General features: G+C 34.2%; 18 protein-coding genes and 1 other annotated feature. Of the genes, 10 read left to right on the plus strand and 8 right to left on the minus strand.

The window, feature by feature from the left end; genetic code table 11:
- Nucleotides 1-10: 10 nt before the first annotated feature.
- The 4 genes from C9J31_RS07495 to C9J31_RS07510 all read right to left on the minus strand — a co-directional run bounded on the left by C9J31_RS07495 (nucleotide 11) and on the right by C9J31_RS07510 (nucleotide 2761).
- Complete coding sequence (locus tag C9J31_RS07495; protein WP_107951029.1) at nucleotides 11-781, minus strand: hypothetical protein; 771 nt, start codon at nucleotides 779-781, stop codon at nucleotides 11-13.
- Entirely contained in the window at nucleotides 778-1317 is a 540-nt protein-coding gene (locus C9J31_RS07500; protein WP_107924844.1) for a hypothetical protein, read from the minus strand. The genes C9J31_RS07495 and C9J31_RS07500 overlap by 4 nt, the downstream gene beginning before the upstream one ends.
- Nucleotides 1318-1697: 380 nt before the next feature.
- Complete coding sequence (locus C9J31_RS07505; RefSeq protein ID WP_107951027.1) at nucleotides 1698-2174, minus strand: hypothetical protein; 477 nt, start codon at nucleotides 2172-2174, stop codon at nucleotides 1698-1700.
- A gap of 77 nt (nucleotides 2175-2251) precedes the next feature.
- Nucleotides 2252-2761 (minus strand): helix-turn-helix domain-containing protein, encoded by a 510-nt coding sequence (locus C9J31_RS07510; protein ID WP_107951025.1) that lies wholly within the window; start codon nucleotides 2759-2761, stop codon nucleotides 2252-2254.
- Between the two features lie 277 nt (nucleotides 2762-3038).
- Here C9J31_RS07510 and C9J31_RS07515 point away from each other — a divergent pair, with 277 nt between their 5' ends.
- From C9J31_RS07515 to C9J31_RS07555, 9 genes are all read left to right on the plus strand, one after another.
- Nucleotides 3039-4352 carry a ParB N-terminal domain-containing protein gene (locus tag C9J31_RS07515; RefSeq protein ID WP_107951023.1) on the plus strand — a complete coding sequence of 438 codons (1314 nt, stop codon included), beginning with the start codon at nucleotides 3039-3041 and terminating at the stop codon, nucleotides 4350-4352.
- 15 nt (nucleotides 4353-4367) lie between these two features.
- Nucleotides 4368-5354, plus strand: a complete 987-nt coding sequence (locus tag C9J31_RS07520; RefSeq protein ID WP_107951021.1) for a phage lytic cycle repressor MrpR family protein — start codon at nucleotides 4368-4370, stop codon at nucleotides 5352-5354.
- Between the two features lie 333 nt (nucleotides 5355-5687).
- The gene (locus C9J31_RS07525; RefSeq protein WP_107951020.1) at nucleotides 5688-6146 is read left to right on the plus strand and encodes a hypothetical protein; all 459 of its coding nucleotides are present in this window, start codon (nucleotides 5688-5690) and stop codon (nucleotides 6144-6146) included.
- Nucleotides 6147-6230: 84 nt separating this feature from the next.
- Nucleotides 6231-6461, plus strand: coding sequence for a hypothetical protein (locus tag C9J31_RS07530; protein WP_107951018.1), 231 nt, complete (start codon nucleotides 6231-6233; stop codon nucleotides 6459-6461).
- A 180-nt stretch (nucleotides 6462-6641) separates the two neighbouring features.
- A complete protein-coding gene (locus tag C9J31_RS07535; protein ID WP_054767808.1) occupies nucleotides 6642-6953 on the plus strand; it encodes a hypothetical protein in 312 nt (103 codons plus the stop codon).
- Nucleotides 6954-6984: 31 nt separating this feature from the next.
- Entirely contained in the window at nucleotides 6985-7167 is a 183-nt protein-coding gene (locus tag C9J31_RS07540; protein ID WP_054767807.1) for a hypothetical protein, read from the plus strand.
- A 160-nt stretch (nucleotides 7168-7327) separates the two neighbouring features.
- The gene (locus C9J31_RS07545) at nucleotides 7328-7999 is read left to right on the plus strand and encodes a 3D domain-containing protein (protein WP_107951016.1); all 672 of its coding nucleotides are present in this window, start codon (nucleotides 7328-7330) and stop codon (nucleotides 7997-7999) included.
- Between the two features lie 157 nt (nucleotides 8000-8156).
- Nucleotides 8157-8687 carry an NfeD family membrane protein gene (locus C9J31_RS07550; RefSeq protein ID WP_054767804.1) on the plus strand — a complete coding sequence of 177 codons (531 nt, stop codon included), beginning with the start codon at nucleotides 8157-8159 and terminating at the stop codon, nucleotides 8685-8687.
- A 15-nt stretch (nucleotides 8688-8702) separates the two neighbouring features.
- Nucleotides 8703-10253 carry a flotillin lipid rafts scaffold protein FloT gene (locus tag C9J31_RS07555; protein WP_107924837.1) on the plus strand — a complete coding sequence of 517 codons (1551 nt, stop codon included), beginning with the start codon at nucleotides 8703-8705 and terminating at the stop codon, nucleotides 10251-10253.
- 138 nt (nucleotides 10254-10391) lie between these two features.
- On the opposite strand, the gene C9J31_RS07560 is transcribed toward C9J31_RS07555, so the two are convergent.
- From C9J31_RS07560 to C9J31_RS07575, 4 genes are all read right to left on the minus strand, one after another.
- On the minus strand, nucleotides 10392-10937 hold the full coding sequence (locus C9J31_RS07560) for a GNAT family N-acetyltransferase (RefSeq protein ID WP_107951014.1): 546 nt from the start codon (nucleotides 10935-10937) through the stop codon (nucleotides 10392-10394).
- A 405-nt stretch (nucleotides 10938-11342) separates the two neighbouring features.
- Nucleotides 11343-12623 (minus strand): serine--tRNA ligase, encoded by a 1281-nt coding sequence (gene serS, locus C9J31_RS07565; RefSeq protein ID WP_211634933.1) that lies wholly within the window; start codon nucleotides 12621-12623, stop codon nucleotides 11343-11345.
- 74 nt (nucleotides 12624-12697) lie between these two features.
- Nucleotides 12698-12913 (minus strand) — a binding site (T-box leader).
- 690 nt (nucleotides 12914-13603) lie between these two features.
- Nucleotides 13604-13924, minus strand: coding sequence for a DUF4183 domain-containing protein (locus tag C9J31_RS07570; protein ID WP_107951214.1), 321 nt, complete (start codon nucleotides 13922-13924; stop codon nucleotides 13604-13606).
- A gap of 48 nt (nucleotides 13925-13972) precedes the next feature.
- Nucleotides 13973-14389 (minus strand): DUF4183 domain-containing protein, encoded by a 417-nt coding sequence (locus C9J31_RS07575; protein WP_107951213.1) that lies wholly within the window; start codon nucleotides 14387-14389, stop codon nucleotides 13973-13975.
- A gap of 330 nt (nucleotides 14390-14719) precedes the next feature.
- On the opposite strand from C9J31_RS07575, the gene C9J31_RS07580 reads away from it, so the two are divergent.
- A complete protein-coding gene (locus C9J31_RS07580) occupies nucleotides 14720-15061 on the plus strand; it encodes a VanZ family protein (protein ID WP_274520194.1) in 342 nt (113 codons plus the stop codon).
- Nucleotides 15062-15178: the final 117 nt, after the last annotated feature.

A 15178-nucleotide genomic window follows, 5' to 3' on the forward strand; every position in this document is an offset into this window, starting at 1 on the left:
TCCTTTTAAGTTATTGTTTTTTATTTGAACTAGAATCAAGTCCTAGCTGTTTCATTTGTTTGTCAAATGCTGACTTTGTCATAATGACATCCTCATTTTTCTTCGGCTCGTCAATATGGCCTAGCCAATGGGGAAGGTCTTGATCATTTTTAAATTCAACCATTCCAGAGTAACGTGCATTCAGAATGGCATCACTGCTGACCATATAATCCATACGAATTAAACCTTTATGAAATTGATAAAGCGTTAAATTTTCAATCTCATGGTAGGGAAGACCAGATTTGCAATGATAAGCGACGATTTGCTGTTCTAAATCTGCCTGTTTCGTTCTTCTTTTTGCCATAAATGCTCGTGCTTCTTGAATGGCCTTTTTAGTGCCTGGATCGATAAATTCATCATCTAAATCGATGAGGTTTTGCTCACTGATGATGGTTTTAATTTTATCGAAATCACGTTCATGCAATGAAATACCGTCGACAATTATAAATGCCATACCTTTTTCATTGATTGTGAATTGAATGTCTTCAGTTTTAAAAATTAAACGATATAAAGCGATTAATTTTGCTAATAAATCAGGGCCATCTTTGTTTTGAGAGAGGGCAAGCAAAAACATGAAATAAGACATTCTAATGACTTCTGGTTCTTGAAAATCACTTTTCGGCAATAATAAGCATTGCACGTAATCATAAAATTCATCGGCATCAACCATGCGAACAGGATAAATACTTAATCCTTTATATGTAGTAGACTTGCCAAATGCTTTTTTAGTTGAAAAGCTCATGATTGAAAACCTCTTGCCCCTTGACCAGAAGGAATAATATAAATCCAGCGATACCCTACAAATCCTTCAGGTGTATTTACAATGGGGATCCCACTGTGAAATCTCATATCTCCAAATTCTTCAATATCCTCTTGAAATAGCACTTCATTTAACATTTCACCTAGCCAATCGAGTCGAAAATCTATATTATTGATAGCAACTGGCGTATAGATATCAAAAATATATTGTTGTGTGCTAGAGTAGGGATGATCAGTAAATTGATTTGTGCTTTTAAGATAATGCTTTTGAGGCGTTCGTGGACCAGTATATAAACAAATGCGAGAAAAATGTGAATCAATTAAATCGCTTGTTTTTTCTCCAACTACTAATAGGTTGTTTATAATAAGATCTTTTTCAGGTAACTGTGAAATATCCATTTTCGACTCATCCAAAGGATCATCTAAATGATTTTTTGGCATGTAGTACAGTAATCGAAGTAACTTCTCATGTTCTTTCAATGCTGTATAAAACTTAGATAAATAATTTACAATTTTCATTCTCCTTTGTCCTCACTTCCTAAAGAAGGTTGATTTTGAAGGTTTTGCTTTCATGATTAAAAAAGAGTATTTTATAACATTTTTACATTAATTCATTTATTAATTTACTTACTTCAACTAACAATTGGTGGGGATGAGAAAGCCTCCATTGATTGAGTTTCACTTAATACATACAATTGTCATCACCTACTTAATTTCGATTTGAGAAACAGGTACTTACAGTTTACGATTTAGTATTGATTCTGTTCTCATGTTATGTATTCCATTTATAAACCTCTTTTGAAGTACATGAAACCTTCATGATGTATCCATGCCTTCGCATAGATACATTTGAAAATTTCATTCAAATTAATAGTATGTATTTTAAATTAATTCGTTTATTAACCATGTTCTTCTTCGACTTCTTCAATTCCAAAGGCAATTGCTTCTAAGTAAGAAGTATTGGAAAATGTGTTATGTCTGATTGAACCTTTTTTGATTTCTTTTTGTTTATGATGAGATAATACATAGTTATCTTGCAATTGATGCTGGGCACTTTGATTTCTAAGTAATTTTGTAATCTCTCGCCGTCTGAGATTGCGCCTTTTGGTTTCTTTAATAAATTTTAAATTCTCTTCTTCTAATAACAATTCGGCTTTAGTAAAATATCCTTTTGTAATATAATAACCAATCATATCTAATAAAATTAACGTCTGATGGGTATGTGAGGTTATACTGAAATATAATTCTAACGGTATCTCTTCACCTTGATAAATCACTTTTTCATTTTCTAGCATAAATCTTATAGTTTGCACTCTTTCCTCCATTGGGAGGTCTAAATTCAATTCTACCATTCTGTGAGGTAATTGTAGTTTCATATTATTGCTCCTTCTACTTATTAAGGTGACTGGTGTATCTAAAAAGCTACTATTTCCGCCCAAGTAATTTTTTGAAGCTACTTTTTGCATTTCTTACACTGTGAATGATATAAATCTTTACTGCTGCTATTTAAACTGTAAAACTCGTCGGTTGCAGGAAGTCGCTCTTTACATTTGCTACAACTTTTAGTTCGTAGTTTTAAATTCTTTGTATATACTACCTTTCTCCATTGTCTATCATTTTCTTGTTTTATTTGGTGACAAATTGTATTAAACCTTCGTCCCACCGTTTTTAGTGGAATCCCTAAAAGCTGTCCAATTTTATAATTAGTGTAGTCTTTAGCAATGTATTCAAGTAATTCCACTTGCTCTTCATTTAAACATTTTTTTATTAATTCATCTAAATCGGCAAATAAACTAATTACATCCGTGTTCATTTTTAAAGTGTTTGATGCACACACGCCCTGACTGCCATTTAACATCGTATCATCTATTGAACCTCTAAACGTCAATAATTCTTTAATTACAGTTTCGTCTGATAAAACTAAATGTTGATATTTTGTATCTTTAGCTGTTTGATAGGCCATTAACTGTCATCTCCTTTAATGTAAGTATTCGATTACACTTATCCATATTATAATTGCTATATTTTATAAATCAATATATTTTTATATTAATTCATTCATTAATTCTCATTCATTTACCATTTTTCGTTGTTTCTTCCTATTTAATAAGCAATTTAATAATCTTCCTAAAAAGAAATGGTGTATATCATTAATTCATTTATAATAGTTACATTTTAATTTAGCATATGGTACTATTAAAATAATCATATTTTTAATGGAAAAACAAGGGAGTGGAACTTTGAAAATTGGTAAAACCCGAGAATTATTAATCGAAGATATTAAAGCTAAAATCCCATTGTTAGTTCAACATGATTTAATTTTAGATGAGATATCTATTCAACTTAATCGATATAACATTAATATAGGCAATATTTTAGAAATGATTAATGATGAAAATGTGCTAAGAGAAACAAATTTAAGCGAATTATTACTATTAGGTGAGCAACTTAATTTAAAATTTGATGACAGTAATCCTGGGTGGATGAATGAATGGTTAAATCCTTCTGAAATCAAAGAATTAAGATTCTATAAAAGAGAATCGCCGTATGAAGACATCATAACGTTACCATATACTTTTGAACATGTTATAAGAACAGGTCATCATGAGTTTGCAGCAGTGCTTCCCAATACAATTATCGGCAAGCTTTGGATGAGTGGTATTTCTATGTATAACCCAAATATACAGCGACAAGCCAAAAAGAAAAAACTAAAAAATGAAATTATCGAAGTGATGAATTTAAATCCAAAATCATTGCGTGAGATTGAAAAGCAAACATTAAATGGAGATTTAATTACATCTACTTTACGATACAATGCAAAAGTTGGTACGGGTAATGACGGTTTAGAATTATATTATGATGAAAAAGAACAATCCCTTACTGTATTAGAAGGAACTACACTCGATGTTTTAGATGGGGCACATCGTACTTTCTCTATTTATAATGCATACATGAAAAAAAGTGATCTGCAAGGTAATATGATTGTTATTTTTTCAAATATGACAGAGGCTCAATGTAAACGCGTGCAAGTAGATATGGCAAAAGCTAACCCTATCCCAAAACCAAGACTGCAGGAATTAGCAAAAGATAAATTGTCTGATGAGGTAGTTATTGAGTTAAAAGTTGATGGGGAATTAAAGGGAAAAATTACTTCTAGTTCAAATGTTAAATATTCATTTGGGGAAGTGGTTACTTTTTCTGAATTATCCAATGCCATCGATAACAGTTTTAAAATAGAAAGTCGTTTACAGGTAGGTAAAGTTGTAACAGTAATTAACGAATATATGATGTATCTTTTTGCTTATTACAAGGATAATTTAACTGATAAAAATTCATTAATGTTTAAAAATAGAATGTTTGTTGGCCATATTGAATTGGCTGCAAGGATGCATGAAGAAAATATCCCTTTTGAAATTTTAAATAATTATTTAGATCAGATTGACTTCTCAATTCATAATTCATTATGGGAGGAGCTTGGTATTTTACAGTATGGCGGACTAAGCACACGAAATAGAAAAAAACTTCAAAAAGTATTTGAGGTTTTAATTAAATAATGAGGTGTACAATTGATGCTTAAAGATAATGTATTTAATAAAGATATAAAAGAGTGGTATTTAAAATCTTTAGATGTAAAAGATAATAGTTTAACTACCTATTTATCGCTCTTTAATAAAGCAACGCTGATAGAAAATCAAAAAAATAAGGATATTTTTGATATGAATAAAGTGGAATTGGAAGAATTGTTTTATAGTTTAAAATCACCTAGTCCACAACCTATAAGTGCCTCCATTGGTTTTATCTCAAGGTATATAGATTGGGCAATTATGAATGGTTATACGGAAAATCGTTCACAAAGGTTACCGAGTATAATCGATATTGAATATTGTAGTAGATTTATTTATAAAGCGTCAATCGTCAGGTATACAAGAGAGCAATTGAAAACTTATATGCGTTTATTTGATGATCAACGGCATGCAGTATTTTTATTATGTTTATTTGAGGGAATCAAAGGTGAAGGCTATAGCGAAATTTTAAATTTAAAAATGGCTGATTTGAGTAATGACAATGGGGTTTGCTTTGCTAGATTGACGAATAATAAGGGGTATAGAAGAAAAATTGAAATAACCGAAGATCTTTATTGGAAGCTTGAAAAATTAGACAAAATATCCTCTACTAGTTTGACACCAAAACAAGGACAAAAATACTTTACGGACAATACTTATATATTTAAGAAAGCAAATTCAAAAAGTAGTGATATTCAACTGAGAGCTTCTTTCGGGAATAGAGCACTGGATTTAGCGAAAACAATATTTGACAATAGTAATTTAATAGCTAGTACGATACAGATTTCAGGTATGATGTGGTATTTGTGGGAAATGGTAAAAGATAATGAAGTGAAAACCCTAGACAAAGAGCTATTAGAAAAAGTTGCAAATAAATATGATACCGGTTATGCGAACAAAGATAATAAGTATGTAAGTTATTCTATACTCAAACATAAATTAGATTTTGATTTTATGAAAACAAATTATGGAGATTTTAATATAGAGCTATAGAACTGGTGAATACCAGTTTTTTTGTTGTCCTGCATTAACGGTCAGTAAGACGCCCACCTCAGGTTGAAAGACGAGGTGGGCGTTTTACTGACTGTAGCAGCCCGATTGGTTTGACGACCATCAGTGAGAGAAAATCCCCACTGATGGTCGTTTTACTTTATAAATAAAATAATAAGATAAAACGACATGGGTATTGGGTAAATTGTAAATATTCTCTAAAAATAAACTTGAAAACGAACGTCTGTTCGTGATAAGATAAGAACAAATCAATGCTGAGGAGAATAGCTAGAAAAAGTTATATTAGGAATCATTGTAATACTAGGGGGTTTTTAAGTGGATGAGATACAAACAACAGCTATTTTAGAGTTAGTTATTTATAAGGATAGCAATATTTCAAATGAGTTAATGAAAGATTTTAATGGAAGTATTACAAATGTTATTCTGAGAGATGAAGGAGGTAATATGCTTGAATGTGCATGTATGGACAGTTCGGTTTCTAGTTTAATACTAATGGATTCATTGCATGAAGAGGAAATAGAATTAATGAATGAACTGACTGATACAAAATTCATCTATCAAAATGCACAAGATATTCAATATGATAGTTTAATTCAATTAGATGACAGTCAGGACAATATATACTGTGTTGTAGAGCTTAAAAATATAATTTATTTATATAATGGCTTTTTAAGAAAAACCATTAATGATGATAGTATTACGTCTTTAAAAAGCTTAAAAGATTATTTAAATATCCACTATCCAGCACATAAAATATTGGAAAGAATATGTTAAAGGTTTGGAAAATGAGTAGTTACGGAAAAAGTGAAAGGATGATAAAGGTGATGTTGTACTATTATTGAAAGGTGGTGAACAGAAATGGAAAAAATTTTAGTGAAAGAATTTGCTTCTGAACTAATTGGACAATCAAAAGGAAGGATCAGCAAAATCGACGCTGAAGCAATAGCAATAATTTACATATCTAAGGTCAAAAATTTTAATTTGTTAAAGACTAATGGTACTAGAAATGTTGTACAGAGCATCATTGGGGATAAACAAATTGTCGACTTAATGAAGGGGGGAAGCACATATAATTTTTCATTTAAATGAAATAATACTAAAAAGGTGAGGTGCGAATAGAAATTTATACGAAAATTTCTAAGTCTATCATTCAAGAAAGTCAGTACAGCTTTATTTGGATGAAATAATTTAAAATATTATAAAATTATAAAAACAAAATGCTATAAACAATTAGAACTATCGTAAAAAATATTGAAAGTAGGGGCTACTATGGATAATAAATTATTAAAAGAATTGACGTTAGATTTTAGCTATATTTTTGGCGCAATCAATCAGGGGAAAGTTTTTGACAATGAAACCAACATGAAAGAATTTTTGCTAAAAAGTAAAGAGTTTCAGAAGAAGCTTGTGGATTTAACAGAGCAAGTAGCATCAACGTTTTTGGATATAGAATATAAACGTGAAAAAGCTCTATTAACATCACATATCCAATCAGAGAACGAGATAACACTGAAAAAGCTTAGTGCACTCATGGCAGAGATTGATAAACAAGTCTATTTGAAAAGAACATTTAAATTGTAGCTAAAGTAATTTTTGAAGGGAAGGGGATTCAATGAAAGCTTTCAAAGATGGGAATTCAAATAGAAGTACTATTGATCGTTATGCGATGGCATTAGCTTATCAAGAAATGGGAAATATAAATTTAATCATTTCTAAGGAAATGCAGCATTTAGAAATTGAGGCGGCAAAGTCAGTAGAGACATTCTTAAAAAATATGAACTTTTATAAATGTTAATCATCAATATTAATCTGTACATCAATTTTTTATACCTATAATACATAATAAGAACAATCTATTAAATAAATTAATATAAAAAGGTTCGATTCTACACTTTAATAAATATGCCTTGATGCAAATCATGTGCCAGTATTAATGTAGAGTTTAAGGTATTTTTATGAAAGCAATAACAGTAATTTCAATAATATGGGTTATTCTTTTTTTAATAATCTTTGTCCTATTATACGAAGATGACAATAACATTGAAAATAATAACTATAATTTAACAGTTGTCATGCAAAATTCGGCACAGAGCAAGTATGAGAACTCGGTTACAAAAATCAACAGTCAAGCACTACGATTAAAAGCTGAAAGGCTACAAAGACAACAAGAAATGCAAAGGTTAAAGAATAAGGAAAAGCTACAAATAGAGCAGCTTAGATTAAAAAAAGACCATCAAAATCGTGCTAGCTATTCAAAAAAGAATACAAAAATAATTGTGCATCATGACAAGGTAGCAAGCAATCAAGCTGAGTGGCAGCAATTTAATGCTTCGTATTACGGTTCCGATTGTACAGGCTGTAGTGGTATAACCGCAACAGGCATTAATGTTCGTGAAACAATTTACTATCATGGTTTAAGAATCGTGGCGGTAGACCCTACAGTAATCCCGTTAGGAACAATTGTCGAAATTAAAACGCCCTATGAGTCGTTTAGGGCAATTTCTGCTGATAAAGGTGGTGCCATTAAAGGCCACAAATTAGATATTCTGGTTGAATCAGAAAGAATTGCTGCACGCTATGGTCGGCATCATGTACAGTTGCGAATCGTTCAATATCCAGAAAAGTAAATAAAAAATTAATACATAGAATAATGAAAAAAGATAGTTGCGCCAATGACTTATACGTTGTAAAGTTATTCGTTTTTTTGAAAAATGTAAAATATTATGAAACTTATAGGGGCGTGTATCCGTATAGTAGGTAATACGATGAAAAGGGGTGAACAACTTGACGCTATTTGGCTATTCACTTGAACAGATTTATTTGGTGGTGTTAATTTTTGCTGGCCTTGCTACAATATTGTTCATGTTTTTTGGAGATGCTGTGGAAGGTATTGGCGATGGACTACCCATTCTAAATCCAAGTGTGATTTTATCATTCATCACGATGATGTCAGCAACAGGTTTTATATTAGAGAAGCTAGCCTTATTTTCAAGCGCATGGAATATCGTTGCTGCTATTATCATCGGAAGTATTTTAAGTGCACTATTTTATTTATTTATTCTTGTTCCGCTGAGATCCGCTGATGTCTCGTTAGCTTATACGGAAGAATCCCTTGGTGGTCAATTAGGGAGGGTAATCGTACCAATACCAACAGACGGCTTTGGGGAAGTTGTGATAGAGACGGCGAGTGGCATGATTTCCAAGCGAGCAGCAGGTTTTGACAATGAGGTTATCGATTATGATACAACGGTGCTTATTGTGGAAGTGAAAGAAGGTACTCTACTGGTGAGAGCCTATGAAAAGAAATTTATCTAAAGGGGAGACAGTAATATGACGAGTATTTTGATTGTTGTAGGGGTTGTAGCATTTATATTAATCGCCATTGTAGGATTGTATGTGACGAAGTATCGTACGGCTGGTCCTGACGAAGCACTGATTGTGACAGGAAGCTACCTTGGCTCAAAAAATGTACATAAGGATGAGTCAGGAAATCGCATCAAAATTATACGTGGGGGCGGTACATTCGTTTTCCCAATTTTCCAACAAGCACAGCCACTCAGTCTATTATCAAGTAAACTAGAGGTAACAACACCGGAAGTGTATACGGAGCAAGGAGTTCCCGTAATGGCAGATGGTACAGCTATCATCAAAATTGGCGGCTCTATTACAGAAATCGCCACAGCGGCTGAACAGTTTTTAGGGAAGCAAAAATCAGAGCGTGAAGGTGAGGCGCGTGAGGTATTAGAAGGTCACTTACGCTCTATTTTAGGCTCAATGACTGTTGAGGAAATTTACAAAAATCGTGATAAATTCTCGCAGGAGGTTCAGCGTGTAGCCTCTCAGGATTTAGCGAAGATGGGCCTTGTGATTGTATCCTTTACGATTAAAGATGTACGTGATAAAAACGGCTATTTAGATTCGCTTGGTAAACCGAGAATCGCACAGGTGAAACGTGACGCAGATATTGCGACAGCAGATGCAGAAAAGGAAACACGCATTAAACGTGCAGAAGCATCTAAAGAGGCACAGAAAGCAGAAATAGAGCGTGCCACAGAAATTGCAGAAGCGGAAAAAGAAAACCAATTAAAGGTAGCGGAATTCCGTCGCGAGCAGGATATTGCCAAAGCTCGAGCGGACCAAGCATATGAACTAGAAACAGCCCGTGCCAAACAGGAAGTTACCGAGCAAGAGATGCAAATTCGCATTATTGAGCGCCAAAAGCAAATTGAACTAGAAGAAAAAGAGATTTTACGTCGCGAGAAGCAATATGATTCAGAAGTAAAGAAAAAGGCAGACGCCGATCGTTATGCAGTGGAGCAAAATGCAGCAGCGGAAAAAAGTCGTGAGCTCGCGCAAGCTGATGCTGAAAAATATCGTATTGAATCGTTAGCGAAAGCAGAAGCGGAGAAAATTCGATTAGACGGTATGGCAAAAGCCGATGCTGAGCGTGCCCAAGGGGAGACAGATGCAGATATTATCCGTCTGCGTGGTCTAGCTGAAGCCGAGGCGAAACGCAAAATTGCCGAAGCCTTTGAATATTACGGCCAAGCAGCTGTTCTGGATATGGTTGTACGCATGATGCCTGAATATGCGAAAGAACTGGCTAGCCCGTTAGGCAACATCGACAAAATTACAGTAGTGGATACTGGTGGTGGAGAAGGCGGTGGCGGTGCCAATAAGGTGACGTCGTACGCAACAAACTTGATGTCAACACTCCAGGAATCATTGAAAGAAACCTCAGGGATTGATGTTAAGGAATTGATTGAAAGCTATGCAGGTAAGCATACATTGCGTCCCGAGCTTGAGCAAATTGCGGTAGGTTTAGGGAAACAACAAGCGCCTGAGCTAACAAAGGAAATAAAAGAACCAGTTGAACAATAAAGACAATAGCTACCTGACACTTCGGTGTCAGGTAGCTATTTTTTAGGACACTCCTGTAAATATGTGGACAGCAAGCGGTGAAGTAGCATGTATAAGCGGCGATATATGCCGATTAACGCATAATATTGGTGCTAACTCTTATAGCAATGCCTGCCATTCCTTTGCGAGCATGCCATATACCACATGGTCCACATAACGATCGTACAGCCATTCAGCGTCACGAATCGTACCTTCTATTGTAAAGTTTAATCTCTCAGGAATAGCACGACTTTTCACATTACCTACAGCTGCACGAATTTCTACTTTATTGAGCTGTAGCTCCTCAAAAGCATAGTGCATTAGAGCTTTTACGGTTTTTGTCATGATGCCATGTCCTTGTGCGTCTTTACTCAGCCAATAACCTACCGTGGCAGTTTTATTCGAAGGGTTGATGGCATTAAAGCCAGCAATACCTACAATTTCATGTCGGAAAATAATAACAAGAGAGAGACTACTCTGTGCTTCGAAGCCAGAGATACAGCTTTCTATATAAGCCTTTGAGTCGGCTACCTCTTTTGTAAAATCAAGCCATGGCAACCATTCGCGTAAGTATTCTCGAGAGGCATCCGTTAGGGCAAAAACTGCTTGCGCGTCTTCTACGGCAACAGTGCGTAAAGCTAATTCATTATCAATGGTAATTTTCATGCCATTCACTCCAATTCTTTAGGTTTTCCGGCTTTAACGGTCAGTAAAAGCTATGGTCGCTCAACTGACCGTAAAGCCCGATTGGTTCCACTAGCAATCAGTAGGGGAAGTAAGATCCCCACTTATGGAAGTATAACTGTATCCCGCATTAACGGTCAGTAAATCGAACAACTGACCGTAGAAGCCCGATTGGTTCAACTAGCAATCAGTGGGAGGAGTAAGATCCCCACTATGCACCTATCCTTGATTATAGTAACATCTTTTTTAGTCTCGCTAAATTTCCTTTAAGAAATAATAAAGCATTTTTTTCAATTCCACGGCGTTTATACCACCCGATACGATTAAAAGCATCTGTAAATCATAATTACCTGTTAAAGGATATCTAAAATAGCTTTTACCCGTTATTTATTTTGGTGCAATTATTTTTTTACCACCCATGTATGGTCTTAAAACTTCTGGAATAACTACGCTTCCATCTGCTTGTTGGTAGTTTTCTAATATAGCAGCAACTGTACGACCAATGGCAAGACCTGAACCGTTTAATGTATGAACATATTCTGGTTTTGCATTTGGCTCACGACGGAAGCGAATATTCGCTCGTCGTGCTTGGAAATCCTCAAAGTTAGAGCAAGAAGAAATTTCACGGTACATGTTTTGTGCAGGAATCCAAACTTCTAAATCATATTTCTTCGCTGCAGTAAAACCTAAATCAGCAGTACACATTTTTAGTTTACGATACGGTAAGCCTAGTAATTGCAGTATTTTTTCAGCATGACCTGTTAACAACTCTAGCTGTTCATAAGATTCCTCTGGTTTTACAAAGCGTACTAATTCCACTTTGTTAAATTGGTGCTGACGGATTAAACCACGTGTATCACGGCCTGCAGAGCCTGCCTCTGAACGGAAGCACGCACTATAGGAAGCAAAGCCTTGTGGTAAAGCCTCAGCCAGTAAAATTTCATCACGATAGAAGTTTGTTACAGATACCTCTGCTGTTGGAATCATGAAATAATCTGTTTCCTCTAATTTAAATAAATCTTCTTCAAATTTAGGAAGATTTCCAGTACCCGTCAAGCTATCACGATTAACAATGACAGGTGGTAGCATTTCTTCATAGCCATGCTCTTCTGCATGTAAATCCATCATAAAGCTCATTAATGCACGTTCCAAGCGAGCGCCAAGTCCACGATAGAATAAGAATCGGCTACCCGTTACTTTTGCGCCGCGTTCAAAGTCTACAATTTGAAGATCTGTAGCAATGTCCCAGTGTGCTTTAATTTCAAAATCAAAAGTTGGTACTTCGCCCCATTTTAATACTTCAACATTGTCATCTTCTGTTGTCCCTACAGGCACAGATTCGTGCGGAACATTTGGTAAGCGCATCATCATATCTTTGAAGCGATCTTCTACATCATTTAACTGTATGTCTAGCTCTTTAATTTCGTCGCCTACCTGACGCATACGTGCAATTACTGCATCTGCATTTTCTTTGTTACGCTTCATCACAGAAATTTGCTCAGATACTTTATTACGTTCAGCTTTAAGTTCTTCTGTTTTAGCGATTAACTCACGACGTTTCGCGTCTAAGCCATCAAAGTCGTCTAAATTTCCTAAATCTTCATTACGTGTTAACAACATTTCTTTAATTTCCGCGAAATTGTCGCGGACGCGTTTAATATCTAACATAGTTCATACCTCCAGTAGATTAATAATGATGGGAGTAGGTTTTATAAATGAACACAAAAAAGCCCTCATCCCATGAAAGGGACGAGAGCTACCCGCGTTGCCACCCTAATTGATTAGACATTCGCCTAATCCACTTATCTCATAACGGCATTTCAACCGGCAACAGCCTACTTTACTCACTTCGACTGCGCAACTCCAGGACGGATTCACAAGTGCTTTTATCAGCTTCCACCACCCGCTGACTCTCTAAAAAAAACGTGCTTGCTACTACTTCCCATCATCGTGTTCAGTTATTTAAATTTTAACAATACTGTACTATATGAAAACAGATTTTGCAAGCTATACCATAGGATACAAAATATTCTAGAATTCTTGAATCTCCGGTTAATTCCGGATGAAATACACAACCCAATAAAATGACCATTTCGCGCTAATCCTTTCGAATCCTTAATACCTTTACAAGTTACTCCACAATATGGGTTTGTTGAATAGCATGGCTAATATTTTTAAATAACTTTATTATATTTCATATGACCTTATTAAAAATTAAACAACTTTATTATCTGTATACATTGACACTCTTTTCGATACACTTACTATATTAAACTTCTCTTTTTTTTCAATTTTGAATTCCATGGATATTCCTCCTCTTATATTATAAAGAATTAGTTAAAATTAATGTTCAGGATGTTAGGCGTTACTTCATACTTAAATAAAAAAAGCTGCAGTGGAAATCACTGTAGCCTTGAGGTAGTGTGAGAACACTATAGACACTCTTATTTTGTCCAGATTTTAGTTTATGTATACATTAAATAGTGTGTAACAATAAAACGTAAGGGCCATTGGAATTAAATGATCATTTTGATGACTAGGAAGTGCTCGATAATGAATTTAATTACTTAACAGTTTGAGGAAAGACACTATTAAAGGGCCACTGGGATAAAAGTGACCCTAAGCACCAAAATAGAAAAAGAAAGGCTTTACGTTTGTGTTACTAATTCTACAGCTTCTACTACTAATGGAGTTCCGGCAGAAATTGTGCCAGTAACACCGTTAAAAGTTAATTCTGTTGCAGAAATTGTATACGAATCACCTTCTTGCATTACGCCGTTGACATAGAAATTATAGTAGCCGTTCGTTACTATTGGGAAAGCAGTTGCAGCAGTTCCACTATCATCTAGAAAGGCAGTTGCAGGTACTGTAGTACCATCAGCAACCGTTAAATCTGCTGCTAACACATCAAAAAATCTTGTGGATGTACCATTAACATTTACATGAATATTAATAATTGAAAGTGCCATTTTTTTCACCTCCTTTCAAGGGATAAAACACTTTTAGAAGTTTTGGTTTCACAATTGTTGGAACCCCAATGATTCTATAATTATTGGGGTTCCAGCAAAAATAGTTGCATTAAATGGGTTAAGAGTTAACGAATCTGGGGTTATTTTATAGGCACCACCCTCTTGCATCACAGCATTGATGTAAAGATTGACATATCCATTGGGATTAAAAAGTTTGAATTCTGTTATGGGATCGCCATTATCATCTGTAAATAAATTAGCAGGAAGGGTTGTTCCGTTTGTTAAATCGATATCTTCTGCAACAATATAGAAATATCTATTTATTATTGGAATAATAGTTCCTTCAGGGATAACAACTGGAGGAGGTTGAATAGAACCTACATCAATAGCTTTAATACGCCAAAAAACTTGATTATTTTCACAACAACTGTCGCCAATCAATTTTTGTGGGTCCGATTTTTTCACCTCCCTTTTTCATATGTGATTGACCCAGAAAGTTATAGGTATTGGTTACTTCAAAATAATATATCTTGTTTTTATTTTATGAATTAAGATTGGAAGGTGATTGGCAATTTGACTATTTAAGAGAATTACATAAATTTTATTAATGAAAAGATAGGTTTTTGAATACCTAAAGTAATTTTTAGAATCTAAAAGTGATAGAATTACTGTTAAAAGAAAAAGTAAAAAAATGAATAAGAACTAGCAAAAATAGGAATAGAATTTAGTCTATTACTACCACTAAAGTCACATCTAACAGGTGTGGATTAATACTTTATTTCATTAATTAATGTCCTGGGTAATATGGTTTTATTTATACCATTAGGTATCTATTTGATTTTGTTCAATCACAATAAAAGGATATTCATTAACACTTTATGGAGCGTCATTATTAGTGTGGCAGTTGAAATCTTGCAGTACTTATTTAAAGTAGGTGCTACTGATATTGATGATATAATCTTGAATGGATTAGGTGGATTCCTTGGCATTGTTATTTATAAAATCCTATGCAAAATTTTTAAAGATAAAGTCAAATATGCTATTGGATTCATTTCAATTATAGCGGGAATCATTTTCTTGATTTTGAGTATTTGTTTTTCATCAGGTGTTTTCGGTATAAAAATTCGCATTCTTTAATATTCTTATACTCTTGCTTGATAGACCTTGCTCTGTAATCTTATTTGCACATTTGTGAATGAATACACTTAAATTAACTTGGTGCTTTCAATGAGGATCATTGAGTTGCATAGGTAG

Source organism: Lysinibacillus parviboronicapiens, assembly GCF_003049605.2.
Taxonomy (GTDB): domain Bacteria; phylum Bacillota; class Bacilli; order Bacillales_A; family Planococcaceae; genus Lysinibacillus; species Lysinibacillus parviboronicapiens.